Source organism: Alteriqipengyuania triglochinis, from assembly GCF_054655655.1.
Genome location: NZ_BAAHNC010000003.1, coordinates 229,732 through 248,972 on the forward strand (window position 1 = coordinate 229,732; position 19,241 = coordinate 248,972).

Consider the following 19,241-nt stretch of genomic DNA (forward strand, 5'->3'; position numbering starts at 1 on the left):
TCTTCCCCCAAGGGATGCGCCGCCTTTCTGCGTCCTGCCAAGGATGGCTTCGCCGGTCAGGCTGCGGCGCGTTCGCCCGCAAAAGCCTCCGCTGCCAGCGTGAGGCTGCGCTTGCGTTTCTCGTGATCGTAGATCGAGCCTGCAATGATCAACTCGTCCGCCTGCGTGCGCTCGACGAAGGCATTCATCTGCTCGCGCACCTGCGAGGGCGTGCCGATCGCGGTGGCCGACAGCACGCCGTCGAGCATCGCGGCGGCCTGCGGCGGCAGGCTCTCGCGATAGCCTTCGACCGGTGGCGGCAGCCTGCCCGGCTTGCCGGTCCGCAGCCGCACGAAGCTCTGCTGCATCGAACTGGCGAGCAGGTGCGCCTCCTCCTCGGTCTCGGCGGCGAAGACGTTGTAGCCGCAGATCGCATAGGGTTCGCTCAGCACATCGGACGGCTCGAACCGGTCGCGGTAGATCTTCAGCGCATCGTCGAGCGCCTGCGGCGCAAAGTGGCTCGCAAAGGCGTAGGGCAGGCCGAGCATCGCGGCGACCTGCGCGCCGAACAGGCTCGATCCGAGGATGTAGAGCGGCACCTTCGCGCCCGCGCCCGGCGTCGCGACGATGCCGGTGCGCCCGTCGTTCGCGAAATAACTCTGCAGCTCCACCACGTCGCGCGGGAAGGCGTCGGGATTGCTGTCGAGATTGCGCCGCAGCGCGGCGGCGACGCGCTGGTCGCTGCCCGGCGCACGGCCCAGCCCGAGGTCGATGCGACCGGGGAAGAGCGCGTCGAGCGTGCCGAACTGCTCGGCGATTACCAGCGGCGAATGGTTGGGCAGCATGATCCCGCCCGCACCGACGCGGATCGACTTGGTCGCGGCGGCGACGTGCCCGATCACCACGCTGGTCGCGGCGCTGGCGATGCCCTCCATCCCGTGGTGTTCAGCGCACCAGTATCGCTCGAAGCCGAGCGTTTCGGCATGGCGCGCAATGTCGGCGGCGTTGGACAGGGCATCGGCTACGTCGCGGCCTTCGGCGACATGGGCGAGATCGAGCAGGGAGAGTTTGGTCATGCCACCCAACATGGGCTCACGGCGCTGGATTGGAACCTGCGGGCGCACGCAGATTGTCTTTAGGCAGGCCAAGCTGGGCCTACACCACATTCCGCAGTCCATTTCATGGCCGGCCTTGGGCGTAGGACCTTCCGAGGCCGCGCGAGGCTAGAAGGTCTCCGGCGCGAAATAGCGATCGCATGCGGTATCATCGCCGCTCCGGATGCCGAGCCGCAATGCTTCCATGCGCTGTTCGCTGGTACCGTGGGTGAAGTTCTCGGGCGAGGCCCTGCCGCCCATGCGTTCCGAAATGGCATCGTCGCCGATCGCGGCGGCGGCCTCCATCCCTTCCTCGAAATCGCCGGGATCGATCAGGTTGCGGTTCTTGCCCGCCCATACGCCGGCATAGCAATCGGCCTGCAGCTCCATGCGGACCTGCAGCTGGTTGGCATCGCGCGGATTGCGCTGCTGGAGGCTGCTGACCTGGCTGGCGAGACCGGTCAGGTTCTGGATGTGGTGACCATATTCGTGGGCGACGACATAGAGCCGCGCGAAGTCACCTCCCGCGCCCAGCTGGTTCTTCATCGTGTCGTAGAAGCTCGTGTCGAGATAGATGCCGCCGTCGCGCGGGCAGTAGAACGGCCCCACCGCCGAGGTCGCGCTGCCGCAGCCTTGGGTGTTCACGCCGTTGACGAACAGGTTGAGGAAAGGCTCGCGGAATTCGATGTTCGCGCGCGCGAATTCGGGCTCCCATGTGGCGTTGAGCGACTGGAGCGCGTTGCATGCCTCGGTCGCATAGGCATTCTCGGTGCACAGCTGCTGTTCGGTCATGTTCGCCCGTTCGCCGCCGGCTTGCCTGCTTCCGCTGGTCGCCTGGTCGACGGTGTCCAGCACTGCGATCGTCTGCCCGAAATCGGTGCCGAACAGCAGCGAGGCGATCCCCGCGATGACGATCGTGCCGCAGCCCAGCTTTCCTTTGCCGCCCCCGGGGAAGCGGCCGCCGCCACCGCCCCCGCGTACGTCGATCTTGTCGGTATTGAATGGATTGAGCCGCATCGCACTTGTCCCCTTGCCGTTAAACCCCCGCCCAATGCGTCGGCAGAAAAGCCTTGCAATGCGCGCTCTCGCGCGGAACCACGCTGCGCAAGCGGCGATTGGTCCCTCACGGACGTGTTAATACCCGAAAGGCTAGCGATGTTCCTCGACGGCAAGAAGGCTTTGGTTACCGGATCGACCTCCGGCATCGGACTGGCGGTCGCGCGGGCGCTGCATGCCGAAGGCGCGCAGATCGTGCTCAACGGCTTCGGCGACGCGGACGAAATCGCCAAGCTGCGCGAAGAAATGGACGGCGCCGCCTATTTCGACAGCGACCTGACCGACGTCTCCGCGATCGAATCGATGATGGCGCCCGAAAACGAAGGAGGCGCGGGCGGGGTGGACATTCTCGTCAACAATGCCGGGATGCAGCATGTCAGCCCGATCGAGGAGTTTCCGGTCGACAAGTGGAACCAGATCATCGCGCTGAACCTGTCGGCGGCGTTCCACACCGTCCGGCTGGCCGTGCCGCACATGAAGGAGCGCGGCTGGGGTCGGATCATCAACACCGCCAGCGCGCACTCGCTGGTCGCTTCGCCTTACAAAGCCGCCTATGTCGCCGCCAAGCACGGGATCGCGGGGCTGACCAAGACGGTTGCGCTGGAAGTCGCGACCAGCGGGATCACGATCAACTGCATCAGCCCCGGCTATGTCTGGACGCCGCTGGTCGAGAACCAGATCCCCGACACGATGAAGGCGCGCGGGATGAGCCGCGAGGAAGTGATCGACGAGGTGCTGCTGGCCAAGCAGCCGACCAAGAAGTTCGTCCAGCCCGAGGATATCGGCGAGATGGCGGTCTTCCTGTGCCGCGATTCGATGGCCAATGTGAACGGCGCGAACTGGAGCGTGGATGGCGGTTGGACCGCCGACTGATTTTTTTCTCGAAGGGAATTGTTTTTGGGGGCTTTCAACCGGGTTCTAGGAGCCTTCGGCGTCGCACTGCTGGCAAGCGGCTGCGCGACGATCGCGCCGGTCGCATCGACGGGCCCCTCGCTCGACGAGGTTGAATCGCGCCTTTCCGGCGATATCGCCGAGCTTTCGACCGACGGTTTCGCCGGCCGCTATCCCGGCACGCAGGGCGAGGCGAAGACGCAGCGCTGGCTGATCGACCGCTATTCCGGGATCGGCTTGCAGCCCGGTGCGGGCGAGGGCGACTGGACGCAGGATTTCACGCTCGTCCGTCGCACCCCGGAAGACGAACCCGGCGCGAGCACCGCCACCATTATGCATGGCGCGCGCTCCATCACGCTCTCGCCGGATCTCGTCGCGCTCCATCCGGGAGAGGATGCGGTTGCCCTGGCCGACGTGCCGATCGTGGGGCTGGCCCCGGATGTGGAGGAACTCCAGCCGCGCTCGCTGGTCAACCGCGCGGTGGCGGTCCCGGCAAGCGAGCTGTTCGAACTGTTTCCAAAATTCGACGCGGCCGCGCCCAGGGCGCTGGTCATCACGACGAAGACGGCGGAAGATTACGATCGGACCGCCGGCTTCTTCGCGCGCGGGCGCTGGCGGCTGGGCAGCGACAGCTCGGGTCCGGCGGTGCTGCTGCTCTCGCCACAGGACAGCGAGCGTCTGATGGGAGTGATCGGCGAAACGGCCGCGCGCCATCCCGATGGGCTCGGCGTCATCGCCTACGACACGATCCTGCAGGCCGACATCGTGCAGCAGACCGACCGGATCGAAACCGCCAACGTCATCGGGCGGCTTGCGGGGCAGGTCGAAGGTTCGGGTGCCGTTCTGCTGCTGGCCCACTGGGACCATCTGGGCGACGAATGCGGCCCGCCCGACGCTGCCGACCGGCTGTGCAACGGCGCGGTCGACAATGCCAGCGGCCTTGCGGTGATGATCGAGGCGGTGCGGATCGCGCTGCGCGACGGTCCGCTCGACCGCGATCTGATCGTCCTCGCCACCAGTTCGGAAGAGCTCGGCCTGCTCGGCGCGAAGGCCTTCGTGGCCGACCCGCCGGTGCCGCTGCCCACGATCGCCGCCGCCTTCAACCTCGACACGATGGCGATCGCGCCGCGCGGAACCCCGGTGGTGGTGCTGGGGGCGGGCAAGACGCAGCTCGACTACGGCATCTCCGAGGTTGCGCGCGTTCAGTCCCGCAAGATCGTGCCGTCGGACATGCAGGACGCCTTCCTTCCGCGACAGGACGGCTGGATATTCTTGCGCGAAGGCGTGCCGACCGTGCTGGTCAGCAGTGCCCTGGCGGACGGCGACGCTTTCGAAAGCTTCATGTCGGGGCCGTATCATCACGCAAACGATGATGTGGACTCGGGGCTCGAACTGGGCGGCGCAGCACAGGACACGCTCCTTCATGCGCAGCTGATCCGCTATTTCGGGAGCCTCAGGACCTATCCTGGCGGCGGGGACTGACGCCGGGGCGCCCGCGGTCGAGCGCGCGGACTGCCTGTGGTTCGAGCCGCACGGCGCGTGACCGGGCAAAATTGCCAAAGCGCGTTGCAATTTTCGCAGGCTCCGCCTATCTGGCTTGCATCCCGACATTGCTGGCACCGTGTTGGGCCGGGCCGAAAGGCACCGGCGCCAAGCTGCACGGCCATGGCATTCGGACCAGAGAACGGAGATTTATGGCGGATATCGCGCGACTGACACAGATCATCGAACCCGAGGCCAAGGCCCTGGGATTCGAACTCGTGCGCGTGAAGATGATGCCCTCCGAAGCGGGCGACGGCACGCAGGCGCTTCAGATCATGGCGGAAGACCCGGCAACCGGGCAGCTGGTGATCGAGCAGTGCGCCGCATTGAGTCGCGCGGTTTCGGAGAAGATCGATACGCTCGAAGAGAAGGGCGATGTTCTGATCGAAGGGGCCTACCACCTCGAAGTCAGCTCGCCCGGGATCGACCGCCCGCTGACCCGCGACAAGGATTTTTCCGACTGGGCGGGGCACGAGGCCAAGGTCTCCATGATCAAGGGCTATGACGGCCAGCGCAATTACCGCGGTGTCCTGAAGGGGATCGCCAATGGTCCGGGGGGCGACATCGTCACCATCACCGACCGCAAGGCAGGCGATGTCCAGCTTCCGCGTGACCAGATTCATGCCGCGCAGCTCGTCCTCACCGACGAGCTGATCGCTGCGACCAGACCGCTCGACACCACGGGTGCCGAGGAAGTACAAGAAGACCAACAAGAAAAGGCTGACGACTGATGGCCACTGCCATTTCCGCCAACCGCGCGGAGCTCCTCGCGATCGCGAACTCGGTCGCTTCGGAAAAGATGATCGACAAGTCGATCGTCATCGAAGCGATGGAAGAGGCGATCCAGAAATCCGCCCGCAACCGTTATGGTGCGGAAAACGACATTCGCGCCAAGCTCGATCCGCAGTCGGGCGACCTGCGCCTGTGGCGTGTCGTCGAGGTGGTCGAAGAGGTCGAGGATTACTTCAAGCAGGTGAACCTCGAACAGGCGCAGAAGCTGCAGGACGGTGCGTCCGTGGGCGACTTCATCGTCGATCCGCTGCCGCCGGTAGATCTGGGTCGCATCGACGCGCAGTCCGCCAAGCAGGTCATCTTCCAGAAGGTGCGCGATGCCGAGCGTGAGCGTCAGTTCGACGAATTCAAGGATCGCGCGGGCGAAATCATCACCGGCGTCATCAAGTCGGTCGAATTCGGCCACGTGATCGTCAACCTCGGCCGCGCCGAAGGCGTGATCCGCCGCGACCAGCAGATTCCCCGCGAAGCCGCCCGTGTGGGCGAGCGTGTCCGCGCGCTGATCAGCAAGGTCGAACGCAACAACCGCGGCCCGCAGATCTTCCTGACCCGCGCGCACCCCGATTTCATGCGCAAGCTGTTCGCGCAGGAAGTGCCCGAAATCTACGACGGCATCATCGAGATCAAGGCCGCCGCCCGCGATCCGGGCAGCCGCGCCAAGATCGGCGTGATCTCGCACGACTCGAGCATCGATCCCGTCGGCGCCTGCGTCGGCATGAAGGGCAGCCGCGTGCAGGCCGTCGTGCAGGAACTGCAGGGCGAAAAGATCGACATCATCCCCTGGAGCGAGGATCAGGCGACCTTCATCGTCAACGCGCTCCAGCCCGCCACCGTCAGTCGCGTGGTGCTGGACGAGGACGAGAGCCGCATCGAAGTGGTTGTGCCCGACGACCAGCTTTCGCTGGCGATTGGTCGCCGCGGCCAGAACGTGCGCCTCGCCAGCCAGCTGACCGGCAACCAGATCGACATCATGACCGAGGAAGAAGCCTCGGAAAAGCAGAGCAAGGAATTCGCCGCTCGCTCCAAGATGTTCGAGGAAGAGCTGGACGTCGACGAAACGCTCTCGCAGCTGCTCGTCGCCGAAGGCTTCGCCGAACTGGAAGAAGTCGCCTACGTCCAGCTGGACGAACTGGCGATGATCGAAGGCTTCGACGAGGAACTGGCCGAAGAGCTGCAGAGCCGTGCGACCGAAGCGCTTGAGCGGCAGGAAGCCGCCCACCGCGAGACGCGCCGCGAGCTGGGCGTGGAAGACGATCTGGCCGAGCTGCCGCATCTGAACGAAGCGATGCTGGTCACGCTGGGCAAGGCGGGTCTCAAGACGCTCGACGATGTCGCCGATCTCGCGACCGACGAACTGATCGCCAAGAAGCGCGAGGCGCCGCGTCGCCGCAACAACAACCCCGATGGTCCGCCGATGCGGCGCGACCGTCCGCAGCGCGAGCAGGACAAGGGCGGCGTGCTGGGCGAGTACGGATTGAGCGAAGAGCAGGGCAACGAGATCATCATGGCTGCCCGCGCCCACTGGTTCGAGGACGAGGAACCGGCATCGGCGAAGGCCGCGCCGGCAACCGAACAGGAGGCCGCCGATGCGGACTCCGAACAATGAGTCTCTGACGCCGACAACTGAGCGCACGCGCGCCGGCGGGAAATCGCCGGAGCGCAAGTGCATCCTGACCGGACGCCATGGCGAGCGTGCGGAGCTGATCCGGCTCGCCGTTTCTCCGCCCGGTCCCGATGGGCAGTCCGTCGTGCACCCGGACCCGCGCGCCCGTGCGCCGGGTCGCGGGGCATGGCTGGGCGTGACCCGCGCCGAGCTTGAAGAAGCGATCGCCAAGGGCAAGCTCAAGGGAGCGCTTGCGCGGGCGTTCAAATCCGCCCCGCCGAGCGTGCCTGACGACCTGCCCGAACAGATCGAGGCGGGCCTGCTGCGCACCCTGACCGACCGGTTGGGGCTCGAAATGCGCAGCGGACACATTATCTTGGGGTCGGAACGGATCGCCGAGCATGCGCGCGGCGGTGCGCTTGCCGCGCTTTATCATGCCAGCGATGCGAGCGAAGGCGGTGCCGCCAAGCTCGACCAGGCATGGCGTGTGGGGATGGACCGCGAGGGCAGCGGCGAGGGCGGAACGCGCTTGCCACTGGACCGCACGGCGCTGTCTGTGGCATTGGGCCGCGACAATGTCGTCCATCTGGGCGTGAAGGGCGAACCCGGGGCCGGCGATGCGGCGGCCGAGCGGGTCCAGCAGTCTCTGGTGCGCCTGTTGCATTACCGGAATGCGTCCGAGGACGTGAGCGAGGCGGAGGCCACCTAGACGGCGGCCTCGCTATTCGCGACGATGTGAGTGAAGGAAGAAACGAGTTCTATGAGCGACGACGAAAACAAGACCCGGACCCGCAAACCGCTTGGCCTCAAGCGGAGCGTGGAATCGGGCGAGGTCAAGCAGACCTTCAGCCACGGTCGCACCAACAAGGTGGCGGTCGAGGTGAAGCGTCGTCGCAAGATCCTGAAGCCCGGCGACTCCGCCCCCGCGCCGACGCCCGAAGCCGAGGAGGCCAAGGCCCCCGCTCCGGCTCCGGCCCCGACGCCTGCACCGGCTCCGGCTCCCGCGCCTGCGCCTGCGCCGGTCGCGAAGAAGCCCGCGCCCAAGAAGCCCGCGCCCGCCGGGGAAACCCCGCAGGAACGCGTCGCGCGTCTCCAGCGCGAAGCCGAGGAAGATCGCCTGCGGATGGCCGAGGAAGCGCGCAAGCGTGACGAGGAAAAGGCCAGGCAGGCGGCCGAGGACGAGAAGAAGCGCGCCGAGGACAACGCCCGGGCCAAGGAAGAAGCGGCCAAGCGCGCCGAAGAAGAGGCCAAGGCCGCAGCCGAAGCTCCGGCTGCCAAGGCAGAGCCCGCGCCCGAGGCCGAAGCCGAGGCGGCGCCCGCCGGGGAAGACGCCGGCAAGGCCGCGCGCCCTGCGGCACGCAAGTTCACCCCGGTCCAGCGTCCCGAGCCCAAGAAGCCCGAGAAGAAGCCCAAGAAGGAAGAGAAGCCGGCACGCGCGGCCGAACGTCCCGACAAGCGCCGTTCGGGCAAGCTCAGCGTCACCAAGGCCCTGAACGAGGACGAAGGCCGTCGCGCCCGTTCGCTCGCCGCGCTCAAGCGTGCGCGCGAGAAGGAACGCCGGATGCAGGGCGGCGGCTCGTCCAAGCCGCGCGAGAAGCAGGTGCGCGACGTGATCGTCCCCGAGGCGATTACCGTGCAGGAACTCGCCAACCGCATGGCCGAAAAGGGCGCGGACCTGGTGAAGGAACTGTTCAGCCTCGGCATGGCGGTCACCGTCAACCAGACGATCGACCAGGATACCGCGGAACTGCTGGTCGAACAGTTCGGCCACAACATCCAGAAGGTCTCCGACGCCGATATCGACATCAAGGCCGAGGAAGACGTCGATCCGGAAGAAAGCCTGAAGCCGCGTCCGCCAGTCGTCACGATCATGGGCCATGTCGACCACGGCAAGACCAGCCTGCTCGATGCGCTGCGCGGCACCAATGTGACGCGGGGCGAGGCCGGTGGCATCACCCAGCACATCGGCAGCTACCAGGTGAAGACGAAGGACGGTAACAAGATCACCTTCCTCGACACGCCCGGCCACGCCGCCTTCACGGAAATGCGCGCACGCGGTGCCAACGTCACCGATATCGTCGTGCTGGTCGTCGCCGCCGACGATGGCATCATGCCGCAGACGATCGAGGCGATCAGCCACGCCAAGGCCGCCGGCACGCCGATCATCGTCGCCATCAACAAGATGGATAAGGAAGACGCCAACCCCCAGAAGGTGCGCGAGCGCCTGCTGGAACAGGAAATCATCGTCGAGGCGATGTCGGGCGACGTGCAGGACGTGGAGATTTCCGCGCTCAAGGGCACCGGGCTCGACGAACTGCTCGACAAGATCGCCCTGCAGGCCGAACTGATGGAGCTGAAGGCCAACCCCGATCGCCCGGCGGAAGCCACGGTGATCGAAGCGCAGCTCGACAAGGGCCGTGGCCCCGTCGCCTCGGTGCTGGTCACGCGCGGCACGCTCAAGAAGGGCGACGCGCTGGTTGCCGGTACGATGAGCGGGCGTGTGCGTGCGATCGTCGACGACCAGGGCAAGCAGATCAAGGAAGCCGGTCCGTCGATGCCGGTCGAGGTCCTCGGCCTCGGCGGGGTGCCGAATGCGGGCGATCAGCTGGCCGTGGTAGAGAACGAACAGCGCGCGCGCGAAGTCGCCGAATACCGTCAGGACAAGGCGAACGAGCAGCGCACGGCGCTGGCACCGACCAATTTCGATGCGATGTTCTCCAGCCTTGCCAACAAGGCGATCGAGTTCCCGCTGCTGGTCCGTGCGGACGTTCAGGGTTCGGTCGAGGCGATCAAGACCGCGCTCACCAACCTCTCGAACGACGACATCAAGGTGCGCATCCTGCACTCGGGCGTCGGCGCGATTACCGAGAACGACGTGACGCTGGCCGCGGCCGGCAACGCGCCGATCATCGGCTTCAACGTCCGCCCCAACGCCAAGGCGCGTCAGCAGATCGAGCGCGAGAAGGTGCGCCTGATGTACTACGACGTCATCTATCACCTGACCGAGGAGATCGCGAAGGAGATGGCGGGCGAGCTTGGCCCCGAGCGGATCGAACACGTTGTCGGTCGTGCAGCGGTCAAGGAAGTCTTCAAGTCCGGCAAGAAGGACAAGGCGGCAGGGCTCCTGGTGGAGGAAGGCGCGATCCGCAAGGGTCTCCACGCCCGCCTCACCCGCGACGACGTCATCGTCTCCTCGACCACCATCGCCTCGCTGCGGCGCTTCAAGGACGACGTCGACGAAGTGCGTGCCGGTCTCGAATGCGGTGTGGTTCTGGAAGACACGAACGACATCAAGGCAGGCGACCAGCTCGAAGTCTTCGAAGTCGAGGAGCGCGAACGGACGCTGTAATGTTGCTGGTCATTGGCGTTTTTTCAGCGACTATCCTCGCCGGGATCTATTACGAGACCCGGCGAGGATTGTACGCGCTGCACAGGATCGCCAAAGCGCTCGACCGGAGCGATCGCAAAGAGAGCTGACAGGAGCGCTGTCTGCCCCGGCCTTGCACCGGGACGCTCCCGTTTGATGCTGTGCTAAGCGAGCCGCACGGTTCTTGCGATCCGCGCCGGCTTGAATGTCGCAGCACAGAGCGCAACATGCGAAGCGTACTCACAAGAAGATGGAAGCCTAATGGCCCGCCAGCAATTTTCCGCAGAACAGCAATCCGTCCGCGTCCTCAAGGTCGGCGAACGGGTGCGTCACATCCTGTCCGAACTACTCACCCGTAACGAGGTGCATGACGAGACGTTGAGCGCGCACTCAGTCAGTGTGACCGAGGTGAAGATGACGCCCGATCTCAAGCACGCGAGCGTCTATGTGAAGCCGCTGCTGGGCGAGGACGAGGATGTCGTGGTCAAGGCGTTGCGCACCAACACCGCGTTCTTCCAGCGCGAAGTCGCCAAGCGGCTGGGCCTGAAATTCGCGCCCAAGCTGCAGTTCAAGCCGGACGAAAGCTTCGAGGAGGCCGACCGGATCGAGCGTCTTCTGAACGACCCCAAGGTCGCGCGCGATCTGGACGACGGGGAAGAGGAGTAGCGCCGCCGCGCTTCGCCCGACGCGATGGCCAAGCTCTATTTCTACTTCGCCAGCATGAATGCGGGCAAGTCGACCACGCTGCTGCAGGCGGCCTTCAATTACGGCGAGCGGGACATGCGCGTGTCGCTGTGGACTGCCGAGGTCGACGTGCGGCCCGGCTTCGGCGCGATCAGCTCGCGCATCGGCCTTGCCGCCGACGCCAACCGCTTCGACGAGAGCACCGATATTGCAGGCCATGTGTTGGCCGAACATGCGCGCCAGCCGCTCGCCTGCGTGCTGGTGGACGAGGCGCAGTTCCTCACGCACGATCAGGTGTGGCAGATGGCCGACCTCGTCGACCGGCATGACCTGCCCGTCGTCTGTTACGGCCTGCGGACCGATTTTCGCGGCGATCTGTTTCCAGGCTCGAAGGTGCTGCTGGGCATTGCCGACGAGTTTTCGGAGCTGAAGGGCGTGTGCCACTGTGGGCGCAAGGCGACCATGAACCAGCGCGTCGACGATGCCGGAAATCCGGTGACCGAGGGCGCGCAGACCGTGATCGGCGGCAACGAACGCTACGTCGCGGTGTGTCGTCGCCACTTTGTGACCGCTCACCGAGTGCCTACATAGCAGGCGATGGGAGACACCCTTAGCCTTGCCGTGCTGCTGATCCCGGCGCTGATCATTGCCATCGTGTGCCATGAGGTCGCGCATGGCTGGGTTGCGCTCGCGCTGGGCGATAGCACGGCGTTCGACAAGGGGCGGCTGACGCTCAATCCGATCCGCCATGTCGACCCGATCGGTACGCTGCTGGTGCCCGGCTTCCTCGCGCTGGTCGGCGGGCCGATCTTCGGCTGGGCCAAGCCGGTGCCGGTCAAGCGCCACCGGCTGAACAACCCGCGCTACGGCATGATGGCGGTTGCCGCCGCAGGGCCGCTCAGCAACCTTGTGCTCGCCTTGATCGGGGCGATCCTCTTTGGCTTGGTCATGCCCGACGGTGCGCTGCTGGTATCGACCGAGACCGGCCTGCCGCAGGTCGCCGATGCGGCGGGCGAGGCGGCGACGCTGCCGACCGCGCTGTTCTTCTTCATCATGATCAACGTCTTCCTCGCCTTCTTCAACCTGCTGCCGATCCCGCCTTTCGACGGATCGCACATCGTCGAAGGCCTGCTGCCGCGCAGCTGGGCGGTGCATTGGAACCGCTTGCAGCAGGTCGGGATGATCCTGTTCGCGGTGCTGATCGCGGTGGTGTGGGTATTTCCCGACACCGGCATCCTCTCCAACACGATCGGCCCGCCGGTCGAGTGGATGATGGAGCGCTTCCTGCGGATCGCCGACTGGGTGGCGGGCGCGTGATCGGGGGCACGGTGCCCCCCTCTGGCTGGATCGTGCTCGACAAGCCGCGCGGCATGGGCTCGACGCAAGGCGTTGCGGCGGTGAAGCGCAACCTGCGCGAAGGCGGCTATCCCAAGACCAAGATCGGCCATGGCGGCACGCTCGACCCGCTGGCCGAGGGTGTGCTGCCGATTGCGCTGGGCGAGGCGACCAAGCTTGCCGGGCGCATGCTCGATGCGACCAAGACCTACGTTTTCACCATCCAGTTCGGCGCAGAGACCGACACGCTCGACACCGAGGGCGAGGTCATTGCGCGCAGCGACCGGTTCCCGCCGCTGGCCGCGATCGCGGGTGTGCTCGACCATTTCACCGGCCCGATCGAGCAGGTGCCGCCTGCGTACTCGGCGCTGAAGGTGGACGGAAAGCGCGCCTATGATCTTGCGCGGGCCGGCGAGGATGTGGCGCTGAAATCGCGGGCGGTGACGATTCATTCGCTCGAGCTCTATCGTCATCCCCGCGAAGGCGGGGATCCAGCTGACGGTGGCGAGAGCGAGCAAACTTATCTGGACCCCGGCCTTCGCCGGGGTGACGGAGAGGGCGACGGACTTGAATCCTCGTTCCAGACCACCACCGGCCGGCCGGACCCCTACGATCCGTCCGCCCCGCTCGAACTGGCGGAAAGCGTCACGCTGGAAGCCACGGTCAGCAAGGGCACCTACATCCGGTCCCTTGCACGGGACATCGCGCTGGCCCTTGGCACGCGCGGGCACGTGACCTATCTCAGACGGACCAAGGCAGGCCCGTTTGCCGAAACGCAGGCGATTTCGCTGGACAAACTCAACGAAATCGCTAACGGCGCGCCATTGCAAGACCTCATCCTGCCAATAGAGGCGGGGCTGGACGACATCCCGGCCCTCTCCCTCGATCCGGAGCAAGCGCAGGCGGCCCGACAGGGCCGGGTCCTTTCCGGATTGCCCCATGCCGACGGGCTCTATTTCGCGAAATCGGGCCCTGTCCCGGTGGCGCTGGTGGAGATCGAAAGCGGCACGATGCGGATCGTGCGGGGTTTCAACTTTCCAGATGTCGCGGAGTAGAATGAATGTCGGTTACCGCCGAGCGCAAGCAGGAAATCATCAAGGACAACGCCCAGGGCAATAACGACACGGGCAGTCCCGAAGTGCAGGTCGCGATCCTTACCGAGCGCATCAAGAACCTGACCGAACACTTCAAGGACAACCACAAGGACAATCACAGTCGCCGTGGTCTCCTTATGATGGTCAACAAGCGCCGCAATCTGCTCGCCTACCTCAAGAAGAAGGATGTCGAGCGCTACAACGCGCTGATCCAGAAGCTGGGTCTGCGCAAGTAAGAGTTTTCTCGGAGGGGCGGCTCGACAAGGGCCGCCCTTTCTGCATTATCGTCGCCCCCGCGAAGGCGGGGGTCCATTCTACGGCAAGGATACGCTTTGGCGATCTTGGCTGGATTCCCGCCTTCGCGGGAATGACGTTGTTGAGGGGTATTCTCTGCAATCCGGCAGAAGACCCTTGGGGCCGGACCTAGCGCCCCGCACCGGACCGGGACGGTATCCCCGGCAGTAGGCCCCGCGCAGCAATGTGGCTGGCGGGTCAAAAGGAAAATCAATGTTCGATACGAAAACAGTCAGTCTGGAGTGGGGCGGAAAGACCCTCACTCTGGAAACCGGCCGCATCGCCCGTCAGGCCGACGGTGCCGTGCTGGCCACCTATGGCGAAACCGTGGTGCTGTGCGCCGTGACGGCCGCCAAGAAGGTGAAGGAAGGGCAGGATTTCTTCCCCCTTACCGTCAACTACCAGGAAAAGTTCTCCGCCGCCGGGCGCATCCCGGGCGGCTTCTTCAAGCGTGAAGCGCGTCCGACCGAAAAGGAAACGCTGGTTTCGCGCCTGATCGACCGCCCCGTGCGGCCGCTGTTCCCCGAAGGTTTCTACAACGAAATCAACGTTATCTGCCAGGTCCTCAGCTTCGATGGCGAGACCGAGCCGGATATCCTCGCGATGATCGCGGCCTCGGCTGCGCTGACCATCTCGGGCGTGCCCTTCATGGGCCCGATCGCGTCGGCACGCGTCGGCTTCCGCAATGGCGAATACGAACTGAACCCGACCCAGAGCGCCGCTCTGGACGACGAAGGTCGCCTCGACCTGGTCGTCGCCGCGACCAACGACGCGGTGATGATGGTCGAGTCCGAAGCCAAGGAACTGACCGAGGAAGAAATGCTCGGCGCCGTCATGTTCGCGCATGACGAATGCCGCAAGGTCATCGGTGCGATCATCGATCTGGCCGAACAGGCCGCCAAGGATCCGTGGGAACTCGCTTCGAGCGACGACAACGCGGACATGAAGTCGGCGATCAAGCAGATGATCGGCGACGACATCGCCAAGGCCTATAAGCTGACCGACAAGTCCGCCCGTTCCGACGCGCTGAATGAAGCGCGCGAGAAGGTGAAGGCGCACTATTCGAGCGAAGAGTTCGACGGCCAGCAGAAGATGACCGCGATCAAGCTGGTCAAGAAGCTGGAAAGCGAGATCGTTCGCGGCGCCATCCTCAAGGACGGCCAGCGGATCGACGGGCGCAAGCTCGACGAGGTTCGCCCGATCGAAGCGATCGTGGGCCTGCTGCCCCGCACGCACGGTTCCTCGCTGTTCACGCGCGGTGAGACGCAGGCGATCTGCACCACCACGCTGGGCACCAAGGATGCCGAGCAGATGATCGACGGCCTCGAAGGCCTGTCGTACAACCACTTCATGCTGCACTATAACTTCCCGCCCTACTCGGTCGGCGAAGTGGGTCGCTTCGGCTTCACCGGCCGTCGCGAGATCGGCCACGGCAAGCTCGCATGGCGCGCGCTGCACCCCGTGTTGCCGAGCCATGAAGACTTCCCGTACACGATCCGCGTCCTGTCCGACATCACCGAGTCCAACGGCTCGTCCTCGATGGCGACCGTGTGCGGTGGCTGTCTGTCGATGATGGATGCGGGCGTTCCGATCGAGCGTCCGGTCTCGGGCATCGCGATGGGCCTGATCCTCGAAGGCGACGACTTCGCCGTCCTGTCGGATATCCTGGGTGACGAAGATCACCTCGGCGACATGGACTTCAAGGTCGCGGGTTCGGAGAACGGCATCACCTCGCTCCAGATGGACATCAAGGTTGCCGGCATCACGCAGGAAATCATGACCAAGGCGCTGGAGCAGGCGAAGGCCGGCCGCGCGCACATCCTGGGTGAAATGACCAAGGCGCTTGGTTCGGCCCGTACGGGCGTTTCCAAGCATGCTCCGCGTATCGAGACGATGCAGATCGACAAGTCGAAGATCCGCGATGTCATCGGTACGGGCGGCAAGGTGATCCGCGAGATCGTCGCCGAAACCGGCGCCAAGGTCGACATCGACGACGAGGGCGTGATCAAGATTTCGTCCTCCAACGCCGACGAGATCGAAGCCGCGAAGCGCTGGATCGAAGGCATCGTCGAAGAGGCGGAAGTCGGCAAGATCTACAACGGCAAGGTCGTCAACATCGTCGACTTCGGTGCGTTCGTGAACTTCATGGGTGGCAAGGACGGCCTCGTCCACGTCTCCGAAATGAAGAACGAGCGGGTCGAGAAGCCGACCGACGTCGTTTCCGAAGGCCAGGAAGTGAAGGTCAAGGTCCTCGAAATCGACAACCGCGGCAAGGTTCGCCTGTCGATGCGCGTCGTCGACCAGGAAACCGGCGAAGAACTGGAAGACACCCGCCCGCCGCGTGAAAAGCGCGAAGGCGGCGGTGATCGCGGTCCGCGTGGCGGCGGCGATCGTCGCGGTGGCCGTGGCCCGCGTGGCGGCGGCGGCGGTGGTCGCGGTCGCGATGGCGGCGGCAATGGCGGTGGGGGCAATGATGGCCCCGCGCACATCCCCGACTTCCTGAAGGACTGATCGTCCCGAGCATTCGCCCGGAAGGGCAGGAAGGGGCCGCGAAGCATGCGCTTCGCGGCCCTTTTCATGCGCGCTTGCCTTTTTCGCGACCAGCCGCATGGTGGGGGTCGGATGAGGGAGAAGGGCACGATATGCGTTTGATGTTTCCGGCTGCGGTAGCCGCAGCCCTGTTGGTTCCCGGCATCGCGAGCGTCGCTGGCGCGCAGACGAGCCGCACTGTGCTGACCTATGCGGCCGCCGCCGAGGTACGCGATGGCTGCGTTGCGTGGGCGACCGAGCGCGGTCTGACCATTTCGCTCGCAGTGTTCGACGATGCCGGACGGCTGATCACGACGGCGCATCTCGACGGTACGCCCACCGCGATTGCCGAGGTCGCGCAGTGGAAGGGCCGCTCCGCTGCCACCTACCGCCAGCCCAGCGCGGCGACTGCCACGTGGGGCGGACATGCACCGCTGCTGGCCGATTGGGCCGGCGGCGTGCCGTTCTCAGCGACCGATGGCACTGCGCTGGGCGCGATCGGTGTCTCCGGCGCGTCCAGCGACGACGACGTCGCCTGCGCGCTCGCGGGCATCGCTGCCGCGGGGCTGGTCGCACCCGGGGGATGAGGAGCCAGGGCTGATCCCGCGCCGCCGGAGGCGGTCGGCGCAGGCCCGTATTTTCCTTTGCGAAAAGGACGAAGCGCTGCCATTCGTCGCACGTGAAGCGCGACAGGTTACCAGAATCGACGACCCCGCCATCGATGGGGGCCGCGCGTCGGTTCGTCTCGCGCCTGCCGCTGGCGCGCAACCGCCGCTGGATTGGCTATGGCGTCGCCCTGCTGCTCAGCTTCCTTGCTTGGGCGATACGCTACCGCATCGGTGACGGCCTGCCGCCGGGCTTTCCCTATCTCACCTTCTTCCCCGCCGTCATCATCACCGCGTTCTTCTTCGGTGTAGGGCCGGGCGCGGTCAGCGCGGTGCTGTGCGGGCTGCTGGCGTGGTTCTTCTTCATTGCGCCGTTCAACAGCTTCGACCTGCATTTCAATTCCGCGCTGGCGCTGGGCTTCTACATCTTCATCGTCTCGGTCGACATCGCGCTGATCCACTGGATGCAGGTCGCCAATCGCGATCTCGATGCCGAGCGGCGGCGCAGTATCGCGCTGAAGGACAATAGCGAGGTGCTGTTCCGGGAATTGCAGCACCGGGTCGGCAACAACCTGCAGATGGTCGGATCGCTGATGTCGCTGCAGAAGAACCGCATGACCGACGAGGGCGCGCGCGCCGCGCTCGATGAGGCATCGCGGCGGCTCGGCCTCGTGGGGCGGATCCAGCGCCAGCTCTACGACCCGGGCGGCGCGCAGGTGAGCCTTGCCGCCTATATCGACCAGATCAGCCGCGACGTGATCGAGGCTTCGGGGCGCGAGGGCCTCCAGTACGATTTCATCGCGAAGGCCGACACCGTCCTGCCGCCCGACAAGGCCATCCCCACCGCGCTGGTGGTGGCCGAAGCGCTCAACAACGCGATCGAACACGCCTTTGCAACGTCCGAAGGCGGCACGATCACCGTGACGGTCGCGCCCACGGGCGGCGGCATGGAAGTGATCGTGGCGGATGATGGCGCGGGGCTGCCCGCCGGATTCGACTCCGCCCAGTCCGACAGCCTCGGTCTCAAGATCGCGCGGACCCTCGCGCAGTCGCTGGGCGGGCGCTTCACGCTGGCGGAAGCGCCCTCCGGCCGGGGCGCGGTCGCGCGGCTCGAGATCGACACGCCGCCCGTCGATCCGGCCGCGGCCGACTGACCCGGACGCGCGAAGGGACCGCGAAGGCTTGCAGCCCCGCGACCCCTCGCAAGTTCGGAATGATCGGCCCTCGCCGGGTCAACCCATTTCGAGGATCGGCTTGAACACCTTGCCATCGTGCAGGTCGGCCACTGCCTCGTTGATCTTGTCGAAGGGGTAGCGCTTCACCAGCTTGTCGAACGGGAACAGGCCCTTCTGATACAGATCGACCAGCGTCGGGATGAACTGCTTCACCTTCGAATCGCCTTCCACGCAGCCCACGATCTTGCGGCCCGAGAGGATCTGTTCGTTGGCGTCGAAGGAATACTCGGTCCCGGCAGGCGGAGCGCCGACGACCACCATGGTGCCACGCTGGGCAAGCGACTCCCACGCGGCGCGTGCGGCAGTGGCGTTGCCGCTGCATTCGATGGAGTAATCCGCGCCTGAGCCCGTGATCTTGCGCACTTCTTCGGGCACGTCGGCATCCTTGGTGACATGGACCGTGTCTGTCGCGCCCAGTTCCTTCGCCAGCGACAGCCGGTCCTCGTTGGTGTCGACCGCGATGATGGGGGAACACCCGGCAACCTTTGCGCCCATGATTGCGGCCATGCCGACGCTGCCGACGCCCGAGACGAGCAGGCTCGACCCCGCCTTCGGCTGCGCGGTGCGCATCACCGCGCCCGCGCCGGTCTGGATACCGCAGCCCAGCGGGCCGAGCAGCGAGATGTCCACGTCGCCTTCGATCTTCACCACGTTGCGCTCGTGCGCGATCGAGTGGGTGGCAAAGCTCGATTGCTGGAAGAAGGCCGCGTTGGGTCCGTCGTCGAAGACGGGCGCATCGTCGCCCTGCCGCTTGTTCATGAAGTTGAGCGGATTGAACTCGGCACAATAGGCGGGGTCGCCTTCCTGACAGGGGCGGCAGTGGCCGCAGGAGCCGTAGGAGAGCACCACATGGTCGCCTTCGGCAATGTCGGTCACGTGCGATCCGGTTGCGATGACCTTCCCGGCGCCTTCATGGCCGAGGACGACGGGGAAGTTGGTCGGCAGGTCGCCCGCCTGCACGGCGAGGTCGGTATGGCATACGCCGGTCGCAACCAGTTCGATCAGCACCTCGTGCGGGCCGGGATCGGCGATCGCGCGCTCTTCGATGGTGTAGTCGGCTCCGGCTTCGGAAACGACGGCAATGCGGGCGGTGGTGGACATGGGGTTTCTCCTTCGGGGGTTACCAGCACAACTTTTCCGG

General features: G+C 65.6%; 17 protein-coding genes. 14 read left to right on the top strand and 3 right to left on the bottom strand.

Features of this window, described 5'->3' with window-relative positions; genetic code table 11:
* Positions 1 to 56: 56 nt before the first annotated feature.
* Positions 57 to 1,055, bottom strand: coding sequence for an LLM class flavin-dependent oxidoreductase (locus ACYQ0L_RS11345; RefSeq protein ID WP_459789321.1), 999 nt, complete (start codon positions 1,053 to 1,055; stop codon positions 57 to 59).
* Between the two features lie 147 nt (positions 1,056 to 1,202).
* Positions 1,203 to 2,090, bottom strand: a complete 888-nt coding sequence (ypfJ, locus tag ACYQ0L_RS11350) for a KPN_02809 family neutral zinc metallopeptidase (RefSeq protein ID WP_459789322.1) — start codon at positions 2,088 to 2,090, stop codon at positions 1,203 to 1,205.
* A gap of 138 nt (positions 2,091 to 2,228) precedes the next feature.
* Between ypfJ and ACYQ0L_RS11355 the strand changes: the two genes are divergently transcribed.
* The 14 genes from ACYQ0L_RS11355 (at position 2,229) to ACYQ0L_RS11420 (ending at position 18,019) form a co-directional block, all read left to right on the top strand.
* The gene (locus ACYQ0L_RS11355; protein ID WP_459789323.1) at positions 2,229 to 3,002 is read left to right on the top strand and encodes a 3-hydroxybutyrate dehydrogenase; all 774 of its coding nucleotides are present in this window, start codon (positions 2,229 to 2,231) and stop codon (positions 3,000 to 3,002) included.
* 24 nt (positions 3,003 to 3,026) lie between these two features.
* Positions 3,027 to 4,502: a M28 family peptidase gene (locus tag ACYQ0L_RS11360; protein ID WP_459789324.1), complete on the top strand. Its 1,476-nt coding sequence runs from the start codon at positions 3,027 to 3,029 to the stop codon at positions 4,500 to 4,502.
* A gap of 212 nt (positions 4,503 to 4,714) precedes the next feature.
* Positions 4,715 to 5,293 (top strand): ribosome maturation protein RimP, encoded by a 579-nt coding sequence (gene rimP, locus ACYQ0L_RS11365; protein WP_459789325.1) that lies wholly within the window; start codon positions 4,715 to 4,717, stop codon positions 5,291 to 5,293.
* Complete coding sequence (gene nusA / locus ACYQ0L_RS11370; RefSeq protein ID WP_459789327.1) at positions 5,293 to 6,960, top strand: transcription termination factor NusA; 1,668 nt, start codon at positions 5,293 to 5,295, stop codon at positions 6,958 to 6,960. Before rimP ends, nusA begins: the two co-directional genes overlap by 1 nt.
* On the top strand, positions 6,941 to 7,666 hold the full coding sequence (locus tag ACYQ0L_RS11375; protein ID WP_459789328.1) for a DUF448 domain-containing protein: 726 nt from the start codon (positions 6,941 to 6,943) through the stop codon (positions 7,664 to 7,666). The genes nusA and ACYQ0L_RS11375 overlap by 20 nt, the downstream gene beginning before the upstream one ends.
* A 51-nt stretch (positions 7,667 to 7,717) precedes the next feature.
* Positions 7,718 to 10,306, top strand: a complete 2,589-nt coding sequence (gene infB, locus ACYQ0L_RS11380) for a translation initiation factor IF-2 (protein ID WP_459789329.1) — start codon at positions 7,718 to 7,720, stop codon at positions 10,304 to 10,306.
* Between the two features lie 279 nt (positions 10,307 to 10,585).
* Complete coding sequence (gene rbfA, locus ACYQ0L_RS11385) at positions 10,586 to 10,990, top strand: 30S ribosome-binding factor RbfA (protein ID WP_459789330.1); 405 nt, start codon at positions 10,586 to 10,588, stop codon at positions 10,988 to 10,990.
* 24 nt (positions 10,991 to 11,014) lie between these two features.
* Positions 11,015 to 11,599: a thymidine kinase gene (locus ACYQ0L_RS11390; RefSeq protein ID WP_459789331.1), complete on the top strand. Its 585-nt coding sequence runs from the start codon at positions 11,015 to 11,017 to the stop codon at positions 11,597 to 11,599.
* Between the two features lie 6 nt (positions 11,600 to 11,605).
* The gene (locus ACYQ0L_RS11395) at positions 11,606 to 12,325 is read left to right on the top strand and encodes a site-2 protease family protein (protein WP_459789332.1); all 720 of its coding nucleotides are present in this window, start codon (positions 11,606 to 11,608) and stop codon (positions 12,323 to 12,325) included.
* A gap of 53 nt (positions 12,326 to 12,378) precedes the next feature.
* Positions 12,379 to 13,398 carry a tRNA pseudouridine(55) synthase TruB gene (gene truB, locus ACYQ0L_RS11400; RefSeq protein WP_459789665.1) on the top strand — a complete coding sequence of 340 codons (1,020 nt, stop codon included), beginning with the start codon at positions 12,379 to 12,381 and terminating at the stop codon, positions 13,396 to 13,398.
* Positions 13,399 to 13,403: 5 nt separating this feature from the next.
* Positions 13,404 to 13,673 (top strand): 30S ribosomal protein S15, encoded by a 270-nt coding sequence (rpsO, locus tag ACYQ0L_RS11405; protein WP_459789333.1) that lies wholly within the window; start codon positions 13,404 to 13,406, stop codon positions 13,671 to 13,673.
* 271 nt (positions 13,674 to 13,944) lie between these two features.
* On the top strand, positions 13,945 to 16,242 hold the full coding sequence (gene pnp / locus ACYQ0L_RS11410; protein WP_459789335.1) for a polyribonucleotide nucleotidyltransferase: 2,298 nt from the start codon (positions 13,945 to 13,947) through the stop codon (positions 16,240 to 16,242).
* 131 nt (positions 16,243 to 16,373) lie between these two features.
* Positions 16,374 to 16,847, top strand: coding sequence for a GlcG/HbpS family heme-binding protein (locus tag ACYQ0L_RS11415; protein ID WP_459789336.1), 474 nt, complete (start codon positions 16,374 to 16,376; stop codon positions 16,845 to 16,847).
* Positions 16,848 to 16,981: 134 nt separating this feature from the next.
* Entirely contained in the window at positions 16,982 to 18,019 is a 1,038-nt protein-coding gene (locus tag ACYQ0L_RS11420; protein ID WP_459789337.1) for a sensor histidine kinase, read from the top strand.
* Between the two features lie 78 nt (positions 18,020 to 18,097).
* On the opposite strand, the gene ACYQ0L_RS11425 is transcribed toward ACYQ0L_RS11420, so the two are convergent.
* Positions 18,098 to 19,201 (bottom strand): NAD(P)-dependent alcohol dehydrogenase, encoded by a 1,104-nt coding sequence (locus ACYQ0L_RS11425; RefSeq protein WP_459789338.1) that lies wholly within the window; start codon positions 19,199 to 19,201, stop codon positions 18,098 to 18,100.
* Between the last annotated feature and the right edge of the window lie 40 nt (positions 19,202 to 19,241).